Here is a 21108-nt window from a genome sequence, read left to right as displayed (position 1 = left end):
CATGTCAAGATGAACGAACTCATCAACGGTGTTGCGCTGGCTCCCTGAGACCGCCTCGACGGATACGGGGGAAAGGCTCTTCTCGATGAGGCCGGGGTGGGCTGGGGGCGATCAGTGGGTCGGGCGAGCCCCGGTCGCGACGGGATCGGCGAAGTCCGGCAGCGTCGCCACAGCGAACAGCGTGGTGAGCGCCGAATCGATGATCGACTCCTGCGGCTGCCCCGACTCCTCGCCCAGCAGCGCGAGCTCCTCGATCCCGGCCAGCCAGGCGCGGGTGAGCACCAGCGTCATCGGCTGGGGGTCGGCAACGCCGACGCTCGCGAGGATTCGCAGGCAGATGGTGCGATGCATGCTGTTGACGACCCGCTCCAGCGCCGGATCGACAGACCGACCCGACCGCAGGACCGCCACGTAGTTGTCGCGGCGCCGCTGGATGAAGCGCACCAGCGCGGTGATGATCGCCCGGGTGCCGCCGTCCGCGTGCGTCCCCTCGGGAACCTCGGTCAGCGACAGCACATGATCGGCCGCCGACCTGACGACCTCGGTGAGGTAGTCCAGTTTAGTGGGGAAGTAATGGAACATCAGACTGCGGGAGACGCCGGCGCGCTCGGCCACGTCGTCCAGTGACAGAGCATGGAAGGGCGTGGTCTCCAGCAGCCGGATCCCGAACCCGACCAGCTGGGCTCTGCGTTCCTGCCGAGAGAGTCTCCGGCTCCCTACTGAGGTCATCGGCCACCTTGTCGTCGTCTTCGTCGTCGTTCTCGCAGTCGTCCTGGCTATCTCGCTGGTCGTCGATTCCAGCGCCTCGGTTCCCACCTTCGCGTTTTCGGGGTCCGGACACCACCGGTCATCCTAGGGGCACGGCCGTTGCGCCCCGCCCGACGTGCCACGATGGACGCATGTCGGACCACGCGCCCTCCTCGACCCGCCCCACCACCTTCGACGTGGGCGAGCGGATGGTTCTCGACGGCACCGCCGGCGGGCGGACGGGCGTCATCCGCACCCCGCACGGGGACATCGCCACGCCGGCGTTCATCCCCGTCGGCACCAAGGCCACCGTCAAGACGCTGACTCCTGAACAGATCCGCTCGACCGGCGCGCAGGCCGTGCTCGCCAACGCCTACCACCTGTATCTCCAGCCCGGCCACGACGTGCTCGACGCCGCCGGCGGCCTGGGCGAGTTCATGCGCTGGCCCGGGCCCACGTACACCGACTCCGGTGGCTTCCAGGTGATGAGCCTGGGCGTGGGGTTCAAGAAGGTGATCGAGATGTCCGCCGGCGCCGCGACCAAGCCCGACGACTCCGCGACGAACAAGGGGCAGGGGCGGCTGGCGAAGGTCGACGAGGACGGCGTCACCTTCACCTCCCACCTCGACGGCTCCCGGCACCGCTTCTCGCCGGAGGTGTCCATGCAGATCCAGCACGGGCTCGGCGCCGACATCCTGTTCGCGTTCGACGAGCTCACCACGCTGATGAACACGCGCAAGTACCAGGAGAGCTCGGTGGAGCGGACCCGGCGCTGGGCGCAGCGGTGCCTCGATGAGCACGAGCGGTTGTCGCTGGAACGCACGCACCGGCCGGGGCAGTCGCTGTGGGGTGTCGTGCAGGGTGCCCAGTTCGAGGACCTGCGGCGGCAGGCCGTGCGGGGTCTCGTCGAGATGAGCGACCGCGCCGAGTCCGAGGGGCGGCGTGGGTTCGGCGGCTACGGGATCGGCGGGGCACTGGAGAAGGAGAACCTCGGCACGATCGTGGGCTGGTGTACCGAGGAGTTGCCCGAGGACCGGCCGCGGCACCTTCTGGGGATCAGCGAGCCCGACGACATCTTCACCGCGGTGGAGAACGGCGCCGACACCTTCGACTGCGTGGCGCCGACCCGGCTCGCGCGGCACGGCGGTATCTACACGCTGGACGGGCGCGTCAACATGACGCGGGCGCAGTTCCGCCACGACCACTCGCCCCTCGACCCGGGCGGCTTCTCCGAGGTCTCGCGGGAGTACTCGCGTGCTTACATCCACCACCTGTTCAAGGCCAAGGAGTTCCTCGGTCAGACCCTGCTGACCCTGCACAATCTTGCGTTCGTGGTGCGGCTCGTCGACGACGTGCGCGCCGCGATGGCCGCCGGGCCCGACGAGTACCTCGCCTACAAGACGGAGTTCACGGGGCGGTACTACGCGCAGAAGCGGTGACGGCCCGGCTGGGGTTGCCGACTCGTGGGAGGCTGAAGGCATGTTGTCGGAGGAGCGGATCGAAGCCATCAACGCGGCGCTCGCGAGGGATTGATTCTCTTCAGGAGTCGATGTTGAGCAAAGTGGTAGCCAGGTTGCCGGAAGGCGCCGGAGCGCGGGGTCTCCCAGGCGGCGCGCCGTCGAGTGGTCTCACCCCCTCGCATTCGCCCAGAGGAGCCTTCGGGATCTGCCGGATCTGCGACCACTCGACGAGGTGATGGGGCAGGGGCCGCTACTCGAAGTAGATCGAGTGGTGCAGCGAGCATCCCGGGTTGAACGGCGACTCGCACGACGGGCAGGCGTCGGCCTCGAGGTAGTCGCTGATCGAGAGCGTGGTGCGGCAGACGCCGCACAGGATCGCGCGGGTGTCGAACTCGGCCTTCGGCCACGCCGAGACCGGGTGGTCGACGGTCTCGGCGTGGCAGCGGAAACACGGATAGAACTCGCCGCAGCAGTGGAAGCGGATCGCGATGACATCCAGCGGGCCCGCGTAGTGCACGCATCGGGTCTGGTCGTCGACGGTCGGGCCCAGCACCCTGACGGCGGGCACACCGCGCCCGCCGCCAGGGTGGTCGCGCGAGATCATGCCACCGAGTCTGCCAGCGCGGTCGCCAACGGTCAGACCGTCGAGTCCGCGAGGGCCGCCTGGTAGGTGGGCTCGCGCTTCTTGATCCAGCCGATCACCAGGTACGTCACCGGCAGCAGGACAGCCTCGACCAGCGTCTTCCAGACGAAGCCGATCACCACGTAGTTCCAGTAGTCGCCCGAACCGAGCACCATGCCCAGCGCGGGCGCAGCGATCGTGCAGAACACCAGCGTGTCCGCGAGCTGGCCCACCACGGTCGAGCCGAGCAGCCGCGCCCACAGGCTCTTCTCGCCGGTGCGACGCTTCATCCACACCAGCACGTACGAGTTGAGCAGCTCGCCCACCACGTAGCCGGCCAGGCCCGCGAGGAAGAACTGCGGCACGACGCCGGCCACCGCCTCGAACGCGTCCTGGTTCTCGTAGAACGGGGCCGGCGGCAGCTGCGTGGTGATGGTGAACGTCAGCGCGGCCAGGGCGAGCACGGCGAACCCTGAGATCACGACGCGGCGCATCGCGCGGAAGCCGTAGACCTCGCTGATCACGTCGCCCAGCACGTAGGCCAGCGGGAAGAGCAGGAAGGCGCCGTCGGTGACGAACCCGTCGAGCGAGAGGAAACCGAGCTCGAAGCCCAGGTCCGGGAAGAGGAGGACGCCCTTGGTACCGGCGACGTTGCTGATGAGCATCACGCCGACGAACAGGGCGATGAGGTAGCCGTAGTAGGGGCTGGCGACCGCGGCGAACACGGCCCGGTCGCGGGCGGAGGGGGTGCTGCGCGCCGGCTCGGAAGTGTTCCCGTCCGGCCGCCCAGTCCCGAGCGGATCTGAATTCTTCTGCGATGAAGTGGTCACGGGCGTCGATTATCCGCGCCGAGGTCTGTGCGTGGCGAATTCGCGGCCCGCCCAGCCGATCGAGTTCACCCGGCCATCGCCCGGCCTCGCCCGGCCACCACCCTGCACCCTCGGTTGCAAGACACGCCCCTCCGGTCGCAAGACATCCGGTGCGTTTTCTCGCCCTTGGAACGCACATTTTGTCTGGCAACTGCATGGCGGTGTCTTGCAACCGGGGTGTGCGGGTGGGCGGGGCGTGGTCGCGTGGGACAGAGCCGGCGATCGGCCAGCGACCAGCCGACGATCGGCCCGCCGGTCAGCCGAACACCCAGGGCCCGGATCGCAGGGCCGCGAAAGTGACCCGGCCCCGAAGGTCGTGGATCGAGTCCGAGCCCTCGGGCCCACCCAGCGAGGCCACGATGCGGGCGACGGCGGCCCTCGTCGTCGTCCCCGCCTCGGCGAGGTCGGCCAACGTCACCGCGCCGTCCCGCTTGGCGAGCCGCTCCCCGGCCGCGTTCACCGCGAGCGGCACGTGCACGTACTCGGGGCGCGCGAGGCCGAGCAGGTCGGCGAGGTAGGCCTGGCGCGGCGTGGAGGGCAGGAGGTCCTCGCCGCGGACGACCTGGTCCACGCCCTGCGCGGCATCGTCGACGACGACGGCGAGGTTGTACGCCCACACGCCGTCGCCCCGGCGCAGGACCACGTCATCCACAACACCTGTATAGATGCCGTGGACCCGATCGGTGATCGTCAGCTCGGTGAGCTCGGCCCGGAGCCTCAATGCGGGGACCCGCCCCGGGCCGAGGGCGGCGCGGCGGCGGGCACGTTCGGATTCGGGAAGGTCGCGGCAGGTGCCCGGGTAGGAACCCGGCGGGGAGTGCGGGGCGCGCGCGGCCTCGGCGATCTCGCGGCGGGAGCAGTAGCACTCGTAGACCAGGCCGTGGTCGGCGAGCCGGTCGGCTGCGGCGGCGTAGGCGGGGAAGCGCTCGGACTCCCACATGATGTCGCCGTCCCAGTCGATGCCGATCGCGGCGAGGTCGGCCAGCTGACGCTCGGCGACGCCGGGGCGGGCACGGGCGGTGTCGAGGTCGTCGACCCGCATCCGGAACGCCCGGCCCGAGTCGCGCGCGAGCAGCCAGGCGATGACCGCCGTGCGCAGGTTTCCGAGGTGCAGGTCGCCCGACGGGCTGGGGGCGTAACGGCCGGCGCCGGTCGTTCGTGGGCGGACGGTGTCCGCGGGCCGGGCGTCACTGCTCGGCGAGGGGAGGCGCGGGCTGGACGGGGCGGTCGGTGCGGTCACCATTTCAGCGTAGGCGGGGTGGTCCGACGACACGATCCGGCTCCGGTGCACTGTCAGTCGTCGATGAAATCGGTGAGCCACCGGCGGATCTCGATCAGCGTCGATGAGTCCACCCGGCCGGCGCGGCCCACTACACGTCGGCGGGAGATGGTGCGCACCTGCTCGGTCATGGCCCACGATCCGCGAGGGGGCACATCGCCCCGGAGTCGCACGTGGTTCGACCACTTGCGGTCAACCGACGTCACCGGGACGACGATCACGAGGGTGTCAGCGATCGAGAGGTGCCCGCGGGAGGACACCACCATGGCGGGCCGTCGGCCGCTCTGCTCTCGGCCCACGGTGGGGTCGAGGGTCACCCACACGACGTCGCCGGGTTCGGGATCAGGCATCCTGCACGGAATCCCACCAGTCGGTCTCCTCGCGATAGGAGGCCAGATCGGCCGGATCTGATGCATCGATCTCGGCACGAAGCCGGTCGAACCGCTGCTGTTTCTCGACGAGCGAAGCGAGATAGGCCAGATGCTCGCCCAGCGTGCGGTGCTCGGCGGCCGCCTGATGCTTGAGAACGTCACGCAGCTCACGACTGACCTTGATCGTCGTATGAGTCATACCCGGAGTATACCTTCGCGGGTCGGTCAGCGCGGGGTGCGGCGAACTGTCAGACTGGGCGGCATGAGCGCAGACGACAACACCCGCCTGACCGAGGAGCAGATCGAGGAAGGTCTCGCCGATCTTCCCGGCTGGGCGTTCTCGGAGGGGTCCCTGACCTACACCGCGGTATGCGAGTCGCCGCAGGCCGCGATCGACCTGGTTTCCGCCATCGGGCAGGCGGCGAACGGCCAGAACCACCACCCTGACCTGCTGTGGAGCTACGACGAGGTGACCCTGGACCTGCGCAGCCACGACGTGGATGGCGTCACCCAGCGGGACCTGCGGCTCGCACGCGCGGTGTCGGCGCTGTCGGGAGAGTTCGACGCGACCCCGCTGGGCATCGACGACGTCTGAGCGCCCGCTCCGCCCGCCGGGCGTCGACGACGCCTGAGTCCCCGACTCGCCCCGCCCTGGCCGTTGGCAGAGGCCGCCGCCGGCTGCTCACCGTGCCCTAGATTGCGCCGCCGCCTGCTCACCGGGCTCGAGGTTTCGTCGAGTGGTCGCAGATGCGGGGTTCGGCAGCGGGTGTCTTGGGAAAACGTGAAGGGGTCAGACCACTCGACGATCGGCGGTCCGGTCAGCCGGCGGTCCGCACAGCCGGCGGTCCGGTCAGCCGGCGAACGCGAACGCCGAGGCCGCGCCGGCGAGGTCCAACAGCGGCTGCGGGACGCCCCCGAGCACCAGCGTGACCGCCACCGACACACCCACCACCGCGAGGGTGGCCGGCCGCTGCGCGAACGCCACGTCGGGAGACCCCGCCGCCGCGTCCACATCCCCGTGCGCGGCCGCCGCGCCCGAGTACGCCTGCGCGGCCCCCGCGCCCGCGGGAGCCCCCGCACCCGCCCCACCAGGCGTCTCGCGGAAGAACATCACCACGATCACGCGCACGTAGAACGACGCCGCGATCGCGCTGGAGAGCACACCGATCAGCACGAGCCACACCGCGCCGGCGTCGACCGCGGCGGAGAACACCGCGAACTTGGCGATGAAGCCGCTGGTCAGCGGGATTCCGGCGAGCGCCAGCAGGAGCACCGCGAACGCCCCCGCGATCGCCGGCTGCCGCCTCCCGAGCCCCGCCCACGAGCGCAGGTCGGTGATCTCGGCGCCCTCGGGATCGCGGACCAACCCGGCCACCGCGAACACCCCCACCGTGCTCACCGCGTACACCGCGAGGTAGAACAGCAGCGCCGTAGTCCCGGCGGCCGGCGCGCCGACCATCCCCGTAAGCAGGAAGCCGGCGTGCGCCACCGACGAGTACGCGAGCAGCCGCTTGACGTCGTTCTGCGTCACGCCCACCACGGTGCCCACGACCATCGTCAGCGCGGCCACGGCCCACAGCACGGGCACCCACTGCGACTCGAGCCCGGGCACGGCCACGTAGAAGAACCGCAGGATCGCCCCGAACGCGGCCAGTTTGGTCCCTGCGGCCATGAAGGCGGTGATCGAGATCGGCGCCCCCTGGTACACGTCCGGGGTCCAGTTGTGGAACGGCGCGGCGCCGACCTTGAACAGCAGCCCCACCGACATCAGCGCCACCCCGATCAGCGCCAGGGTGCTGCCGCCCTCGGCCCGCACGGTGGCGGCGATCCCGTCGAAGTCGACGGTCCCCGCATAGCCGTACATCATGGCGATGCCGTAGGCGAAGATCGCCGACGAGAACGCCCCGAGCAGGAAGTACTTGAGCGCCGCCTCCTGCGAGAGAAGTCGTCGTCGTCGGGCCATCCCGCACAGCACATACAGCGGCAGCGACAACACCTCCAACGCGATGAACAGCGTGATCAGATCGTTCGCGGCGGGGAACAGCATGAGGCCGCCGGTGGCGAACAGCACCAGCGGGAACACCTCGGTCTGGGTGACGCCGGCGCGCTCGGCGGCCCGTTCGTTGTCGCCGCCCGGCGCCAGCGCGGCCTGGGGCGCGAAGCCGGCGAGGACGGGCCCGCGGGAGGTGCCCGCGCGTGTTCCGGGAGACGATGACGACGACAACGCCGACACCGCGCCCGCGCCCACCCGTCCGGAAGCGGTCGCCACACCGGCCCGGCCGCGTTCGCTGATGAGCAGCCCGGCACCGAGAGCCACCACCACGGTCGCACCCTGCAGGAACAGCGCCGGCCCGTCGACGGCCACGGCGCCCTCGGCGGTGACGACCTGCGTGCCGGCGAGCAGCAGCACCGCGACCAGCGAGACGGCGAGCCCGCCGAGGTACAGCGCCAGCTGGGTGACGTACCGGGCCCGTGCCGGCACGAACGCCTCGACGAGCACCGAGACGATCGCCGTGCCCAGCACGATGAGCAGGGGCAGGACGGCCTGGTAGTCGATGTCCGGGGTCATCGGGCGGCACCTTCCACGTGGGCGACGGTCGCGGCGACCGCCGGATCGATCACGTCCAGCGCGGGCTGCGGGTAGAAGCCCAGCGCGACCAGTGCCACCACGAGCGGCGCCAGCACCACCCGTTCGCGGACGCTCAGGTCGCGGGTCGACTCGAGCCCCGGCGCAACGGGCCCACCCATCACGCGCTGGTAGGTCCACAGGATGTAGACCGCGGCCAGGACGAAGGTCGCGGTGGCGAGCACGGCGGCCACGGGGTACGGACCGAACGTGCCGACGAACACCAGGAACTCGCTGATGAACGGCGCGAGCCCCGGTAGCGACAGCGTGGCCAGCCCGGCGATGAGGAATACCCCGGCCAGCACGGGCGCCACCTGCTGCAAGCCGCCGTAGTAGGCGATCTCGCGCATCCGGTGCCGCCGCACGAGGAACCCGCTCACGAGGAACAGCGTGGCCGTGGCCAGCCCGTGGTTGACCATGTAGAGCGTCGACCCGGCGGCGGCCTGCTCGGTCCCGGCGAAGATGCCCAGCACGATGAACCCGAAGTGCGAGATCGACGCGTACGCGATGAGCCGCAGCAGGTCGGTCTGGGCGATCGCCATGAGTCCGCCGTAGATGATGCTGATCACCGCGAGCGTGATGAGCACGGGTGCCGCGGTCCGCGCGGCCTCGGGGAACAGCGGGAGGCTGTAACGCAGCAGGGCGAAGGTGCCGACCTTGTCGATCACCGCCATCATGAGCACCGCCGAGGCGGGCGTGGCGGCCACCGCGGCGCCGGGCAGCCAGGTGTGGAAGGGCCACAGCGGCGCCTTGATCGCGAACGCGAGCGTGAACCCGGCGAACAGCCACAGCATCGCACCGGGCGGGATCGAGAGGCTGCCGTCGGCCACGGCGGCGGTGATGAGCCGGTAGTCGAACGTGCCGCCCCCGTCGGGTCCGATCCCGGACCACGAGGTGTACATATACAGCGTGATCACCGCGGCCAGCATGACCAGCCCGCCGAGCAGGTTGTAGATGAGGAACCGCACCGCCGCGCGCGCCCGCTCCGCCCCGTCGTCCGAGCCGCCGCCGAACATGCCGATGAGGAAGTACAGCGGGATGAGCATGGCCTCGAACGCCACGTAGAACAGCAATACGTCGAGGCTGAGGAACGTCACGAGCGCGAGTGCCTGCGTGGCCAGCATGAGCGCGGGGTAGGCCTGCGCGCGCCGACTGTCGGGCCCGCCGGCGTCGCGCCACCCGGCGAGCAGGAGCAGCGGCATGAGCGCGGTCGCGAGCAGCACCATGACCAGTGCCACGCCGTCCACGCCGAGCGAGTAGGTGGCGCCGAACGCGGAGATCCACGGCCGGGACTCGACGAACTGGTAGCGCTCGCCGCCGGGTGAGAAGCCGACCGCCACGGCGACCGCCAGGCCGAGTGCGATGAGGGAGGCGAGCAGGGCGAGGGGCCTCGCCGCGCGTGTCGCTCCCCGGGGCAGAACGACGACGACAATGGCGCCGATCAGGGGCGTCAGCCACAGGGCGGTGAGCAGTCCGGGGCCGGTCACAGGGTACCTCCCACGAGCATGGCCGCGATCACCAGGCCGGCGCCCGCCAGCATGTACAGGGCGTAGGTCCGGGTGAGTCCGGATTGCAGGAGGCGCCCGCGGGCGGAGGCGTCCCCGACGGCCGCCGCGACCCCGGTGGCCGCGCCCGCGACAACGGTGCGATCGACGACGGCCGTGCCGGCCACGACCGCCTGGCCGGGCCGCATGAACAGCGACTCGTTGAGGTCGTCGGCGTAGAGGTCGCGCCGGGCGGCCCGGGTGAGCGCGGAGCCCTCGGGCGCGGTCACCGGGACGGCTCTGCGGCCGTAGAGAACGACCGCCACCGCCACACCCAGGGCCACCACGACCAGCGACAGCGTGGTGACCAGCCACACCGGCAGGACGTGCGCGGCGTGGTGTTCGCCCACAACGGGGGCCAGCCAGTCCTGCAGGCGGCCGCCGATGGCGAGCACCAACCCCGCGAGCACCGAGCCGATCGCGATCACGATCATCGGCCCGGTCATCACCGGCGGCGACTCGTGTGGGTGGGCCTCCGTGTGCCAGCGCTTGGGACCGAAGAAGGTCAGGATCATCACGCGGGTCATGTAAAAGGCGGTCAGTCCGGCGCCGAGCAGCGCGAGCGCCCCGAGCAGGTAGCCGCCGACCGAGCCCGCCCCCGCCGTGCTGCCCAGGTCGAACGCGGCAGAGATGATGCCCTCCTTCGAGTAGAAGCCGGCGAACGGCGGGACGCCGATGATCGCCAGGTACCCCAGGCCGAATGTGACGAAGGTGATGGGCATGACCGCGCGCAGGGCCCCGTAGCGGCGCATGTCCACTTCGTCGTCGAGCCCGTGCATCACCGAGCCGGCGCCGAGGAACAGCCCGGCCTTGAAGAAACCGTGGGTTAGCAGGTGCATGATCGCCAGCGCGTACCCGGCGGGGCCGAAGCCGGCCGCCATGACCATGTAGCCGACCTGGCTCATGGTGGAGGCGGCCAGCACCTTCTTGATGTCGTCCTTCGCGCAGCCGACGATCGCGCCGAACAGCAGCGTCACCGCGCCCACGACGATCACCGCGGTCCGGGCCGTGGGGGCGGCGTCGAAGATCGGGTTCGCGCGGGTGATGAGGTAGACGCCCGCGGTGACCATGGTCGCTGCGTGGATGAGCGCAGAGACCGGGGTGGGGCCCTCCATCGCGTCGCCGAGCCAGGACTGCAGCGGCACCTGTGCCGACTTGGCGCACGCACCCACCAGCAATAGCAGCCCGAGCGCCGTGACCAGGACTGTGCTGGCCGGCCCGTCGACGGCCGCGAACACGCCCTCGTAGCTCAGCGTGCCCAGCTGGGTGACCATGACGAACAGCGCGATGGCCAGTCCGATGTCGCCGACGCGGTTGACGAGGAACGCCTTCTTGGCCGCGGTCGCGGCGGAGGGCTTGTGCTGCCAGAACCCGATGAGCAGGTACGAGACCAGGCCCACGCCCTCCCAGCCCAGGTACAGGACGAGAAAGTTGTCCGCCATGACCAGCAGCAGCATCGCCGCGAGGAACAGGTTGAGGTAGGCGAAGAACTTACGCCGCGCGGGATCGGTGGCCATGTAGCCGATCGAATAGATGTGGATCAGCAGGCCCACACCGGTGATGAGCAGCACGAACACCATCGACAGCTGGTCCAGCCGCAGCCCGAAGTCCACGTGCAGCTCGCCCACGGAGATCCACGTGAACAGGGTCTGGGTGGCGGCCCGCTCGCCGGCACCGCGGCCGGTCATCTCGACGAACTGCCACAGCGCCACCGCGAAGGCGGCCAGCGCGACCGCGCACGCGAGCAGATGCCCCCATGCGTTCGCGCGTCGCCCGATCAGCAGCAGGAGTACCGCGCCGAGCAGGGGCAATGCGGGGACGAGCCAGAGGGCGGGGTCGGCGACGGCCGGCGCGAGGGTGTGCGCGAGGGCGGTGGATGTCATCGTCGTCGTCCCCCTAGTACCTCAGTAGGTCGGCGTCGTCGACCGACGCCGACCTGCGCGAACGGTAGATGGACATGATGATCGCCAGCCCGATCACGACCTCCGCGGCGGCGACCACCATGACGAAGAACGCGATGACCTGGCCCGTGACGTCGCCGTGCATCCGCGCGAACGTCACCAGCGCGAGGTTGGTGGCGTTGAGCATCAACTCGATGCACATGAAGACCACGATCGCGTTGCGGCGCAGCAGGAAGCCGGCGGCGCCGATCGTGAACAGGATCGCGGACAGGTAGAGGTAATACTCGGGGCTCATCGCCGCGCACCGCCTCGGCGGCCCCGCGCGCGGGGCCCGGCCGCCTCGCCGGCGCCGGACCCGCCCGCCTCGCCGGACTCCAGCTCGCCGCCGGCCGCCGCACGATCGCTGTGCCGGCGCAGCACGTCGCTGACCGAGTCGGGGGCGTCGGAGCCGTCGGGCAGTCGGGCGGGCTGGTCGGCGGCGTTGCGCCGCGCGTACACGCCCGGGCTGGGCAGCGGGGTGACGCGGGCGGAGTCGTCGCGCTGCCAGTCGAGGAACCGCTGCTCGGACAGCTGTCGCTGGGTCAGCCGGCCGGTGAACCGCTCGCGGTGCGCCAGCACCATGGCGCCGAGAGTGGCGATGATGAGCAGCACGCCGGTCAGCTCGAACGCCCACACGTGCCGCGTGAACAGCAGCTCGGCGAGTGCGGGCACGTCCTGATGATCGGGCCCGAAGCCGGCGAACGGCCCCAGCTGCGCCCGCGCCAGGCCGGTGGCCAGCAGGATGCCGAACCCGAGCCCCGCCACGATCGCCGCGACCCGGTGCCCGCGGATCCGCTCGACCAGCGAGTCCGAGGACTCCACGCCGATGAGCATCACCACGAACAGGAACAGCATCATCACCGCTCCCGTGTAGACCACGATCTGCCCCACCCCCAGGAACACCGCACCCTGCGCCATGTACATCACCGCCAGCGACACCATGGTCGCCGCCAGGCACAGCGCCGAGTAGACGGCCTTGGTCGCCGAGACCACGCCCAGCGCCCCGGCCACCGCGATCACCGCGAGGACCCAGAACAGCACCGACTCGCCGCCGGACATCAGCTCGCCTCCCCGTCGTACGGCTCGCCCTGCTCGGGCGCGGAGCCGGTGATCTCGCCGCGGTAGTAGTCGCCGTGGTCGGCGCCCGGGTACAGGTCGTGCGGCGCCGGGACCATGCCGGTGCGCAGCGGCGCGAGCAGGTCGTCCTTGGTGTAGATGAGGTCGGTGCGGTTGTCGTCGGCCATCTCGTAGTCGTTCGTCATGGTCAGCGCGCGGGTCGGGCACGCCTCGACGCACAGCCCGCAGCCGATGCAGCGCAGGTAGTTGATCTGGTAGTTCCGTCCGTACCGCTCGCCGGGGGAGTAGCGCTCTTCGGCGGTGTTGTCCGCGCCCTCGACGAAGATCGCATCCGCCGGGCACGCCCACGCGCACAGCTCACAGCCGATGCACTTCTCGAGCCCGTCGGCGTACCGGTTGAGCTGGTGTCGCCCGTGGTAGCGGGGCGCGACCGGCACCTTCTCCTCGGGGTACTGCTCGGTGTGGGCGGGCTTGAACATCGTCCCGAACGTCACCCCGAACCCGGCGAGGGGCTCGAGGAACCTGGGCACCTCAGGCATGGCGGGCCTCCTTGGTCGGCGGCGTGGCGGAGCGCTGGTGGGGGAGCGGGGGGACGGGGAAGCCGCCGGCGGTGGGGTTGAACGGGGCCGGGTCGAATGAGGTCGGGTCGAACGGGGACGGGTCGGAGGCGCCGGAGCCGACGGCGGAGGTGGCCGGGCCGGGTCGGGGGCCGTCGTGCGCGGCGCCGCGTCGGGAAAGGACACGCCTGACGACGACGATGACGGCCACCGCGGCCAGTCCCGCGATCACCATGGCGGGGGTCAGCAGCGCCGACTCCGGGCCGACGATTACCCGGATGGCGGCCACCACCATCACCCAGGCCAGGGAGACGGGGATGAGCACCTTCCAGCCGAAGGCCATGAACTGGTCGTAGCGCAGGCGCGGGAGGGTGGCGCGCAGCCACATGAACACGAACAGGAAGCCCCACACCTTGATGACGAACCACAACAGCGCCCACCATCCGGAGTCGGCGCCGGGGAGGAGGGAGAACGGCAGCGGGGCCCGCCAGCCGCCCAGGAACAGGGTCGCGGCGAGGGCGGAGACCGTGGTCATGTTGACGTACTCGGCGAGCATGAACATCGCGAACCGCAGCGACGAGTACTCGGTGTGGAAGCCGCCCACGAGCTCGCCCTCGGCCTCGGGCAGGTCGAAGGGGGCGCGGTTGGTCTCGCCGACCATCGAGATCACGTAGATGCAGAACGACGGCAGCAGCAGGAACACGAACCACACCCGCGACTGCGCGTCGACGATCCCCGAGGTGGACATGGTGCCGGCGAACAGGAACACGCCCACGAAGGACAGCGCCATGGCGATCTCGTAGCTGATCACCTGGGCCGTGGACCGCAGGCCGCCGAGCAGCGGGTACGTGGAGCCGGACGACCAGCCGGCCAGCACGATCCCGTATACGCCGATCGAGGTCACGGCGAGGATGTAGAGCACGCCCACGTGCAGGTCGGTGAGCTGGAGCGGGGTCCGGTGGCCGAGGATCGAGACCTCCGGTCCGAAGGGGATCACGGCGAACGCCATGAATGCCGGGATCACCGCGATGACCGGGGCGAGCAGGAAGATCGGCTTGTCGACGCCCTTGGGGATCAGCCCCTCCTTGAGGGCGATCTTCACGCCGTCGGCCAGGCTCTGCAGGATGCCGAACGGGCCGACGCGGTTGGGGCCGATCCGCATCTGCATCCAGGCGAGGATCTTGCGCTCGAGGTAGATCGCCGCGAGCACGGTCACCACCAGGAACACGAACACCCCGAGCACCTTGACCAGCACGAGCCACCACGGGTCCGTGCCGAACGCGGTCAGGTCGGCGCTCGTCGTCGCGAGTTCCGAGCCGGTCGCGGCGAGCAGGTGCGGGCGGGTCATGACGCCCCCTCCCCGGCGGTGTCGTCCGGCGTGTCGCCTCCGGCCGCGATGTCCACGAGGTCGCCGGCGGCCGCCCCGAGCGTGACGCCCACCGCCGAGCCCGGCGAGTTCTGCGGCAGCCACACCACGCGGTCCGGCATCTCGGTGACGGCCAGCGGCAGGGTGATCGCGCCGCGGTCGGTCGAGACGGTCACCGGCTGGTCGTCGACGGCCCCGATCTCGGCCGCGGTGCCCGGCGACATCCGCGCGACCGGGCGGCGCGCGGTTCCGGCCAGATGCGGCTCCCCGTCCTGGAGGCGGCCGGCGTCAAGGAGCATCCGCCAGGTGGCCAGCACGGCCTGCCCTCGTTCTGGAGCGGTGCCGGCGTGCGGCTGCGAGGCATCGGTGCGCGCCTGTGCATCTGCGCGCGCGGATGCCGGGCTGAGGGCCTCGCGCACGGCGGCCATCTCCCGGCGTGCGGACTCGACGTCCTGCAGGCCGAACCAGGCGCCCGTCTCCTCGGCGAGGGCATTGAGGACACGCAGATCGGGCATCGCATCGGTGCCGGTCAGCGCGGCGGCGAACGGGCGCGGGCGGCCCTCCCAGGTCAGGTAGGTGCCGGACTTCTCGGCGGTGGGCGCGATGGGCAGGACCACGTCCGCGCGGTCGGTGATCTCGCTTCGGCGCAGCTCGATGCTCACCACGAACCCGGCGGACTCGACGGCGGCGAGGGCGGCGGCCGGGTCGGGCAGGTCCGCGGCCTCGACCCCCGCGATGAGCAGCGCGTCGAGTTCGCCCGCGGCGGCGGCCTCGAGCTGCTCGGTGGTGGCGCGGCCGGGAGCGGTGGGCAGCTCGTCGCAACGCCACAGCTCCGCGAGCGCGTGGCGGGCGGCGGCGTCGGTCACGGGCCGGCCTCCCGGCAGCAGGCCCGGCAGACACCCGGCTTCGAGGGCACCGCGCTCGCCGGCGCGGCGGGGGACCCAGGCCAGGCGGGCGCCGGTGGCGTCGGCGAGCGCGGCCGCGGCGGGCAGGCCGCCCGGGATCGCGCCGAGGCGTTCGCCGACCATGATCACCGCGCCGGGCCGGCGCAGCAGGGTGGAGAGCACGTCGTGGTCTGGTTCGGCGGCGGCGAGTGCGTTGAGGACCTGTGGCTCGACGCCGGGGACGGTCGGCAGCAGGGTGGCATCGGTCTTGAGCACCGCCGGGGAGGCGAAGGGCGCGATAGCGAACACCGGCAGGCCGAGGTCGCGGGCGCAGCGGCGCAGCCGCAGGAAAACGATCGGCGACTCCTCCTCCGGGTCGAAACCCACGAGCAGGGCGACCGGGGCCGTCTCGAGATCGGAGTAGGTGACCGCGGCCGGCGGGCCGCCACCGGGCGCCCGGCCGACCACGCGCTCGGCGAGGAAATCAGCCTCCTCGGCGCTGTGGTGGCGGGCCCGGAAGTCGATGTCGTTGGTGTTCAGGACGGCCCGCGCGAACTTGGCGTACGCGTAGGCGTCCTCGGCCGTCAGTCGCCCGCCGGCCAGCACTCCCGTCCGGCCGCGGGCCGCGGCGAGCCCCTCCGCGGCGACCGCCAGCGCGGTCGACCAGGGCACCGGCACCAGGCCGCCGCCCTCGCCGCGGATCATCGGCGTGGTGAGGCGATCACGAGCGCGTGCGTAGGTGAACGCCCAGCGGCCCTTGTCGCAGTTCCACTCCTCGTTGACCTCGGGATCATTGCCGGCCAGGCGGCGGAGCACCTTCCCGCGGCGGTGGTCGGTGCGCTGGCCGCAGCCGCTCGCGCAGTGCTCGCACACGGCCGGGCTGGAGACCAGGTCGAAGGGGCGGGCGCGGAACCGGTAGGCGGCGCCGGTGAGGGCGCCGACCGGGCAGATCTGGACGGTGTTGCCGGAGAAGTAGGACTCGAAGCCCTCCTCGCCGTACACGCCGACCTGCTGCTGGGCGCCGCGCTCGAACAGGTCGAGGAGCGGATCGCCGGCGATCTGCTCGGAGAAGCGCGTGCAGCGCGCGCACATCACGCAGCGCTCGCGGTCGAGCAGCACCTGCGAGGACAGGGACAGCGGCTTGGGGAACGTGCGCTTGACCTCGGTGAACCGCGACAGCGCGTGCCCGCTGGACAGGGCCTGGTTCTGCAGTGGACACTCGCCGCCCTTGTCGCAGACCGGGCAGTCGAGCGGGTGGTTGATCAGCAACAGCTCCATCACGCCGCGCTGCGCCTTGTCGGCGACCTCGGACGTGGCCTGAGTGCGCACCACCATGTCCGGGGTGACCGGGGTGGTGCACGAGGTGACCGGCTTCGGCGCGCCCTCCACCTCGACGATGCACTGACGGCACGCCCCGGCGGGCTCGAGCAGCGGGTGGTCGCAGAAGCGGGGGATCTCCACGCCCATCCGCTCGGCGGCCCGGATGATCAGCGTGCCCTTGGGGACCGACACCTCGCGGCCGTCGATCGTCAACGTGACCTGCTCGTCAGCGGGCGGGGTCATCGGGGCACCTCCCCGGCGCCGGCGGTGGCGCGATCGGCGAACACGGTGGAGCGACGGTGGTCGAACGGGCAGCCGCCGGGGATGTGGGCCAGGTACTCGTCGCGGAACAGGCGGATGGACGACATGATCGGGGTGGCCGCGGCGTCGCCGAGGGCGCAGAACGACTTGCCGAAGACGTTGTCGGAGATGTCCAGCAGCCTCTCGATGTCGTCTTCCCTCGCGGTGCCGTCCTCGAGCCGCTGCATGATCTGCGTGAGCCAGTAGGTGCCCTCGCGGCAGGGCGTGCACTTGCCGCAGGACTCGTGGGCGTAGAACTCGGACCACCGGAGCACCGCCCGCACGACGCACGTGGTGTCGTCGAAGATCTGCAGCGCCTTGGTGCCGAGCATCGTGCCCTCGGCCGCGCAGCCCTCGTAGTCCAGCGGCATGTCCAGGTGGGCGTCGGTGAGGATCGGGGTCGACGAGCCGCCCGGGGTCCAGAACTTGAGGGTGTGTCCCTCGCGGATCCCGCCGGCCAGCTCCAGCAGCTCACGCAGCGTGATGCCCAGCGGCGCCTCGTACTGACCGGGCCGGGTGACGTGCCCCGACAGCGAGTACAAGGTGAAGCCGGGCGATTTCTCCGAGCCCATCGACCGGAACCACTCGGGCCCGTGCTGCAGGATCGACGGCACGCTCGCGATGGACTCGACGTTGTTCACCACGGTGGGACAGGCGTAGAGGCCCTCGACCGCGGGGAAAGGCGGCCGCAGTCGGGGCTGGCCGCGCCTGCCCTCGAGCGAGTCGAGCAGCGCGGTCTCCTCGCCGCAGATGTAGGCCCCGGCCCCGGCGTGGACGACCAGTTCCAGGTCGAACCCGCTGCCGAGGATGTCCTCGCCGAGGTAGCCGGCCTCGTACGCCTCGGCCACCGCGGCCTGCAGCCGCCGCAGAACCGGGACCACCTCGCCGCGCAGGTAGATGAACGCGTGCGAGGCGCGGATCGCGTACGCGGCGATGATCACGCCCTCGATCAACACGTGCGGCGTCGCCAGCATCAGCGGCATGTCCTTGCAGGTGCCGGGCTCGGACTCGTCGGCGTTGACCACCAGGTAGTGGGGCTTGGCGGCCGGCCCGTCGGGGTCGGCGGGGCCGTCGGCCGGCTGCTGCGGGATGAAGCTCCACTTGCGCCCGGTCGGGAAGCCGGCGCCACCGCGCCCGCGCAGTCCGGCATCGAGGACGGTGGAGGTCACCGCGTCGGGGTCGGTGGCCAGCGCCGCGCGCAGGCCCGTATAACCGTCGTGCGCGAGATAGGTCTCCAGCGTCCAGCTGGAGGGGGCGTCCCAGTAGCGGCTGAGGTACGGCGCGAGTGCCATGTCAGGCCTCCTCGACCGGGGTGGGGGCGGTGTCGTCGCGTGTGGGCCCGCCGGGATCGGGCGCGCGCATATCGTGCTCGCGCGCGGTGCGCAGTCCGGCCAGGGTGGCCTCGCCGGGCGCGCCGTCGTTCGCGCCGGGGCGGGGGTCTGGGAAGCCGGCGAGGATGCGGGAGGTCTCCCGGAACGTGCACAGCGGGGCGCCGCGCGTGGGCGTCACGGTCCTGCCGGCGCGCAGGTCGTCGACGACGCGCCGCGCCTCGCCGGGCGTCTGGTCGTCGAAGAACTCCCAGTTCACCATCACCACCGGCGCGAAGTCGCAGGCAGCGTTGCACTCGATCCGTTCGAGGGTGACGCGCCCGTCGTCGGTGGTGCCGGGCCCGTCGAGGCCCAGGTGGTCGGCGAGGTCGGCGTAGATCTCGTCGCCGCCCATCACCGCGCAGAGGGTGTTGGTGCACACCCCGACGAGGTAGTCGCCCGTGGGCGTGCGTCGGTACATGGAGTAGAAGGTGGCCACCGCCATGACCTCGGCGGGGGAGAGGTCGACGACGACGGCGCAGAACTCGATCCCGGCCGGGGTCAGGTACCCGTCCTCCGCCTGGACCAGATGCAGCAGCGGCAGCAGCGCCGAGCGGGCCTGCGGATACCGGGAGACGATCTGATCGGCGTCGGCCCGGAGGCGGCCCCGCACGTCGGCGGGGTACGCGCGGCGGGCGTCCGGCCGGACGACCTCGCCGGGTTCGTCGGGCAGGCGGCCGAACTGGAGGAACACCGGCTCGCCGCGGGACTGCTGCGGAGTGCTCATCGGTCCACCCCTCCCATCACGGGGTCGATGCTGGCCACGGAGGCGATCACGTCGGCGATCATCCCGCCCTCGCACATGGCGGCGACGGCCTGCAGGTTGGTGAACGACGGGTCGCGGTAGTGCACCCGGTACGGGCGGGTGCCGCCGTCGGAGACCATGTGCACGCCCAGCTCGCCGCGCGGCGACTCGACCGGCACGTACACCTGGCCGAGCGGCACGGGGAATCCCTCCGTGACCAGCTTGAAGTGGTGGATCAGCGCCTCCATGGAGTTGTCCATGATGTGGCGGATGTGCTCCTGGGAGTTGCCGAGGCCGTCGGGGCCGACCTTGAGCCGGGCGGGCCAGGCGATCTTGGGGTCGTCGACCATCACCGGGCCGGGGGCGAGCCGGTCCAGGCACTGCTCGACGATCTTCAACGACTCCTTCATCTCGTCGATGCGGATGACGAATCGGTCGTAGCAGTCGCTGGCAGACCCTGTGACCACGTCGAACTCGTAGTTCTCGTAGCCGCAGTAGGGGTCGGAGCGGCGCACGTCGTGCGGCAGGCCGGTCGCGCGCAGGACCGGGCCCGTCACGCCGAGGGCCATGCAGCCGGTCAGGTCCAGGTAGCCGATGCCGGACAACCGCATCTTCCAGATGGGGTTCTCCCGCAGCAGCATTTCCATCTCGCGGATCCGCCCCGGCAGCACCTCGAGCAGGTCGCGGACCATGGGCACGGCCTCGTCGGGCAGGTCCTGCACCACCCCGCCCGGCCGGACGTAGGCGTGGTTCATCCGCAGCCCGCTGATCACCTCGAACACGTCGAGGATCAGCTCGCGATCGCGGAACCCGAACAGCATCGGGGTGGTGGCGCCCAGTTCCATGCCGGCCGTGGCCACCGCGACCAGGTGGGAGGCGATGCGGTTGAGCTCCATGAGCATCACCCGGATCACCGACGCCCGCTCGGGGACCCGGTCGGTGATCCCGAGCAGCTTCTCCACCCCGAGGCAGTAGGCCACCTCGTTGAAGAACGGCGACAGGTAGTCCATGCGGGTGACGAAGGTGACGCCCTGGGTCCAGTAGCGGAACTCAAGGTTCTTCTCGATCCCCGTGTGCAGGTAGCCGATCCCACAGCGGGCCTGCGTGACCGTCTCGCCCTCGATCTCGAGGATCAGCCGCAGCACCCCGTGGGTCGACGGGTGCTGCGGGCCCATGTTGACCACGATGCGGTCGTCGTCGGCATTGCGCGCGGCCGCGCTGATCGCGTCCCAGTCCTGCCCGGAGGCGGTGAGGATCGTGTCCGAGGCATCGCTGCCCGGGCCGGCGGAGCGGCGGGTGCGGTGCGCGCGGGTGCGGTCGGTGCTCATGAGTACGCCCTCCGCTCGTCCGGCGGCGGTACGGTCGCGCCCTTGTACTGCACCGGGATACCGCCCAGCGGGTAGTCCTTGCGCTGCGGGTGGCCCTCCCAGTCGTCCGGCATCTCGATCCGGGTCAGCGACGGATGACCGTCGAAGATCACGCCGAAGAAGTCGTAGGTCTCCCGCTCGTGCCAGTCCGTCGTGGGATACACGCGGGTCAGCGACGGGACGTGCGGGTCCGAATCCGGGGCGCTGGTCTCCAGCATCACGCGGCGGTTGTGGGTGATGGACTGCAGCGGATACACCACGTGCAGCTCGCGGCCGGTGGCGTCCGGGTAGTGCACCCCGCTGGCGCCCAGCGACATCTCGAACCGCAGCTCCGGATCATCCCGCAGCGTCCGCGCCACCGTCGCCAGGTGCTCCCGCACCACGTGCAGGGTCAGCTGGCCGGCGTGGACCACGACCCGCTCGACGGCCTCGTCGAAGCCCGGCCCACCCTGCTGCCGCAGGGCTGCCGTGAGGCCCTCGATGACAGCGTTGTCGTCGTCGTTCTCATACGGCGGTTCCGACCCGCCCGGCAGTGCCGTCGGGCGGACCAGGCCGCCGAACCCCGACGTGTCCCCCGACCCGCGGACGCCGAACATGCCGCGGCGCTCGCCGACCAGTTCCGGCCCGGCGCGGTGCGCATCGGGCACCGCGAACTCACCGGTTGTAG

At 71.1% G+C, this 21108-nt stretch carries 20 protein-coding genes; 2 read left to right on the top strand and 18 right to left on the bottom strand.

Translation table 11 applies throughout. From position 1 onward, the window contains the following. Nucleotides 1-111: 111 nt before the first annotated feature. Nucleotides 112-729, bottom strand: coding sequence for a TetR/AcrR family transcriptional regulator (locus ACWGLC_RS12010; RefSeq protein ID WP_452100117.1), 618 nt, complete (start codon nt 727-729; stop codon nt 112-114). Between the two features lie 170 nt (nt 730-899). Here ACWGLC_RS12010 and tgt point away from each other — a divergent pair, with 170 nt between their 5' ends. Next, on the top strand, nt 900-2186 hold the full coding sequence (gene tgt / locus ACWGLC_RS12005) for a tRNA guanosine(34) transglycosylase Tgt (RefSeq protein ID WP_452100116.1): 1287 nt from the start codon (nt 900-902) through the stop codon (nt 2184-2186). 271 nt (nt 2187-2457) lie between these two features. Here the strand turns inward: tgt and ACWGLC_RS12000 are convergent, their stop codons facing one another. The 5 genes from ACWGLC_RS12000 to ACWGLC_RS11980 form a co-directional block, all read right to left on the bottom strand. Beyond that, complete coding sequence (locus ACWGLC_RS12000; RefSeq protein WP_452100115.1) at nt 2458-2811, bottom strand: CHY zinc finger protein; 354 nt, start codon at nt 2809-2811, stop codon at nt 2458-2460. A gap of 32 nt (nt 2812-2843) precedes the next feature. Beyond that, the gene (locus ACWGLC_RS11995; protein ID WP_452100114.1) at nt 2844-3659 is read right to left on the bottom strand and encodes a queuosine precursor transporter; all 816 of its coding nucleotides are present in this window, start codon (nt 3657-3659) and stop codon (nt 2844-2846) included. Nucleotides 3660-3954: 295 nt separating this feature from the next. Continuing rightward, on the bottom strand, nt 3955-4812 hold the full coding sequence (gene gluQRS, locus ACWGLC_RS11990) for a tRNA glutamyl-Q(34) synthetase GluQRS (protein WP_452100124.1): 858 nt from the start codon (nt 4810-4812) through the stop codon (nt 3955-3957). Between the two features lie 179 nt (nt 4813-4991). Then, nucleotides 4992-5327: a type II toxin-antitoxin system PemK/MazF family toxin gene (locus ACWGLC_RS11985; RefSeq protein ID WP_452100113.1), complete on the bottom strand. Its 336-nt coding sequence runs from the start codon at nt 5325-5327 to the stop codon at nt 4992-4994. Then, complete coding sequence (locus ACWGLC_RS11980) at nt 5320-5547, bottom strand: hypothetical protein (RefSeq protein ID WP_452100112.1); 228 nt, start codon at nt 5545-5547, stop codon at nt 5320-5322. The genes ACWGLC_RS11985 and ACWGLC_RS11980 overlap by 8 nt, the downstream gene beginning before the upstream one ends. Before the next feature lie 63 nt (nt 5548-5610). Here ACWGLC_RS11980 and ACWGLC_RS11975 point away from each other — a divergent pair, with 63 nt between their 5' ends. Then, nucleotides 5611-5943, top strand: coding sequence for a 4a-hydroxytetrahydrobiopterin dehydratase (locus ACWGLC_RS11975; protein WP_452100111.1), 333 nt, complete (start codon nt 5611-5613; stop codon nt 5941-5943). 255 nt (nt 5944-6198) lie between these two features. On the opposite strand, the gene nuoN is transcribed toward ACWGLC_RS11975, so the two are convergent. The 12 genes from nuoN to ACWGLC_RS11915 are packed head-to-tail and all read right to left on the bottom strand — an operon-like array spanning nt 6199 to nt 21037. Beyond that, nucleotides 6199-7917, bottom strand: a complete 1719-nt coding sequence (gene nuoN, locus ACWGLC_RS11970) for an NADH-quinone oxidoreductase subunit NuoN (protein ID WP_452100110.1) — start codon at nt 7915-7917, stop codon at nt 6199-6201. Continuing rightward, complete coding sequence (locus ACWGLC_RS11965; RefSeq protein WP_452100109.1) at nt 7914-9461, bottom strand: NADH-quinone oxidoreductase subunit M; 1548 nt, start codon at nt 9459-9461, stop codon at nt 7914-7916. The genes nuoN and ACWGLC_RS11965 overlap by 4 nt, the downstream gene beginning before the upstream one ends. Then, entirely contained in the window at nt 9458-11401 is a 1944-nt protein-coding gene (gene nuoL, locus ACWGLC_RS11960; protein WP_452100108.1) for an NADH-quinone oxidoreductase subunit L, read from the bottom strand. Before nuoL ends, ACWGLC_RS11965 begins: the two co-directional genes overlap by 4 nt. A gap of 13 nt (nt 11402-11414) precedes the next feature. Then, nucleotides 11415-11714: an NADH-quinone oxidoreductase subunit NuoK gene (gene nuoK, locus ACWGLC_RS11955; RefSeq protein WP_230931117.1), complete on the bottom strand. Its 300-nt coding sequence runs from the start codon at nt 11712-11714 to the stop codon at nt 11415-11417. Beyond that, nucleotides 11711-12517 (bottom strand): NADH-quinone oxidoreductase subunit J, encoded by an 807-nt coding sequence (locus ACWGLC_RS11950; protein WP_452100107.1) that lies wholly within the window; start codon nt 12515-12517, stop codon nt 11711-11713. The genes nuoK and ACWGLC_RS11950 overlap by 4 nt, the downstream gene beginning before the upstream one ends. After that, nucleotides 12517-13065, bottom strand: coding sequence for an NADH-quinone oxidoreductase subunit NuoI (nuoI, locus tag ACWGLC_RS11945; RefSeq protein WP_452100123.1), 549 nt, complete (start codon nt 13063-13065; stop codon nt 12517-12519). The genes ACWGLC_RS11950 and nuoI overlap by 1 nt, the downstream gene beginning before the upstream one ends. A gap of 1 nt (nt 13066) precedes the next feature. Further along, entirely contained in the window at nt 13067-14440 is a 1374-nt protein-coding gene (nuoH, locus tag ACWGLC_RS11940; RefSeq protein ID WP_452100106.1) for an NADH-quinone oxidoreductase subunit NuoH, read from the bottom strand. Continuing rightward, on the bottom strand, nt 14437-16905 hold the full coding sequence (locus ACWGLC_RS11935) for an NADH-quinone oxidoreductase subunit G (protein WP_452100105.1): 2469 nt from the start codon (nt 16903-16905) through the stop codon (nt 14437-14439). Before ACWGLC_RS11935 ends, nuoH begins: the two co-directional genes overlap by 4 nt. Next, on the bottom strand, nt 16902-18254 hold the full coding sequence (nuoF, locus tag ACWGLC_RS11930; protein WP_452100104.1) for an NADH-quinone oxidoreductase subunit NuoF: 1353 nt from the start codon (nt 18252-18254) through the stop codon (nt 16902-16904). The genes ACWGLC_RS11935 and nuoF overlap by 4 nt, the downstream gene beginning before the upstream one ends. A 1-nt stretch (nt 18255) precedes the next feature. Beyond that, on the bottom strand, nt 18256-19056 hold the full coding sequence (gene nuoE / locus ACWGLC_RS11925) for an NADH-quinone oxidoreductase subunit NuoE (protein ID WP_452100103.1): 801 nt from the start codon (nt 19054-19056) through the stop codon (nt 18256-18258). Beyond that, the gene (gene nuoD, locus ACWGLC_RS11920; RefSeq protein ID WP_452100102.1) at nt 19053-20402 is read right to left on the bottom strand and encodes an NADH dehydrogenase (quinone) subunit D; all 1350 of its coding nucleotides are present in this window, start codon (nt 20400-20402) and stop codon (nt 19053-19055) included. Before nuoD ends, nuoE begins: the two co-directional genes overlap by 4 nt. After that, complete coding sequence (locus ACWGLC_RS11915; protein ID WP_452100122.1) at nt 20399-21037, bottom strand: NADH-quinone oxidoreductase subunit C; 639 nt, start codon at nt 21035-21037, stop codon at nt 20399-20401. The genes nuoD and ACWGLC_RS11915 overlap by 4 nt, the downstream gene beginning before the upstream one ends. Nucleotides 21038-21108 lie beyond the last annotated feature (71 nt).

Source organism: Dietzia sp. NPDC055877, assembly GCF_053615975.1.
The sequence above is the reverse complement of the archived record's forward strand: the minus strand, read 5'-3'. Positions and strand labels throughout refer to the sequence as shown.

Excerpts from the sequence above, each read along its gene's own strand:
- ACWGLC_RS12010 (WP_452100117.1), bottom strand. The coding sequence starts at position 729 with ATGACCTCAGTAGGGAGCCGGAGACTCTCTCGGCAGGAACGCAGAGCC.
- tgt (WP_452100116.1), top strand. The coding sequence starts at position 900 with ATGTCGGACCACGCGCCCTCCTCGACCCGCCCCACCACCTTCGACGTG.
- ACWGLC_RS12000 (WP_452100115.1), bottom strand. The coding sequence starts at position 2,811 with ATGATCTCGCGCGACCACCCTGGCGGCGGGCGCGGTGTGCCCGCCGTC.
- ACWGLC_RS11985 (WP_452100113.1), bottom strand. The coding sequence starts at position 5,327 with ATGCCTGATCCCGAACCCGGCGACGTCGTGTGGGTGACCCTCGACCCC.
- ACWGLC_RS11980 (WP_452100112.1), bottom strand. The coding sequence starts at position 5,547 with ATGACTCATACGACGATCAAGGTCAGTCGTGAGCTGCGTGACGTTCTC.
- ACWGLC_RS11975 (WP_452100111.1), top strand. The coding sequence starts at position 5,611 with ATGAGCGCAGACGACAACACCCGCCTGACCGAGGAGCAGATCGAGGAA.
- nuoN (WP_452100110.1), bottom strand. The coding sequence starts at position 7,917 with ATGACCCCGGACATCGACTACCAGGCCGTCCTGCCCCTGCTCATCGTG.
- nuoL (WP_452100108.1), bottom strand. The coding sequence starts at position 11,401 with ATGACATCCACCGCCCTCGCGCACACCCTCGCGCCGGCCGTCGCCGAC.
- nuoK (WP_230931117.1), bottom strand. The coding sequence starts at position 11,714 with ATGAGCCCCGAGTATTACCTCTACCTGTCCGCGATCCTGTTCACGATC.
- ACWGLC_RS11950 (WP_452100107.1), bottom strand. The coding sequence starts at position 12,517 with ATGTCCGGCGGCGAGTCGGTGCTGTTCTGGGTCCTCGCGGTGATCGCG.
- nuoH (WP_452100106.1), bottom strand. The coding sequence starts at position 14,440 with ATGACCCGCCCGCACCTGCTCGCCGCGACCGGCTCGGAACTCGCGACG.
- ACWGLC_RS11935 (WP_452100105.1), bottom strand. The coding sequence starts at position 16,905 with ATGACCCCGCCCGCTGACGAGCAGGTCACGTTGACGATCGACGGCCGC.
- nuoF (WP_452100104.1), bottom strand. The coding sequence starts at position 18,254 with ATGGCACTCGCGCCGTACCTCAGCCGCTACTGGGACGCCCCCTCCAGC.
- nuoE (WP_452100103.1), bottom strand. The coding sequence starts at position 19,056 with ATGAGCACTCCGCAGCAGTCCCGCGGCGAGCCGGTGTTCCTCCAGTTC.
- nuoD (WP_452100102.1), bottom strand. The coding sequence starts at position 20,402 with ATGAGCACCGACCGCACCCGCGCGCACCGCACCCGCCGCTCCGCCGGC.
- ACWGLC_RS11915 (WP_452100122.1), bottom strand. The coding sequence starts at position 21,037 with ATGTTCGGCGTCCGCGGGTCGGGGGACACGTCGGGGTTCGGCGGCCTG.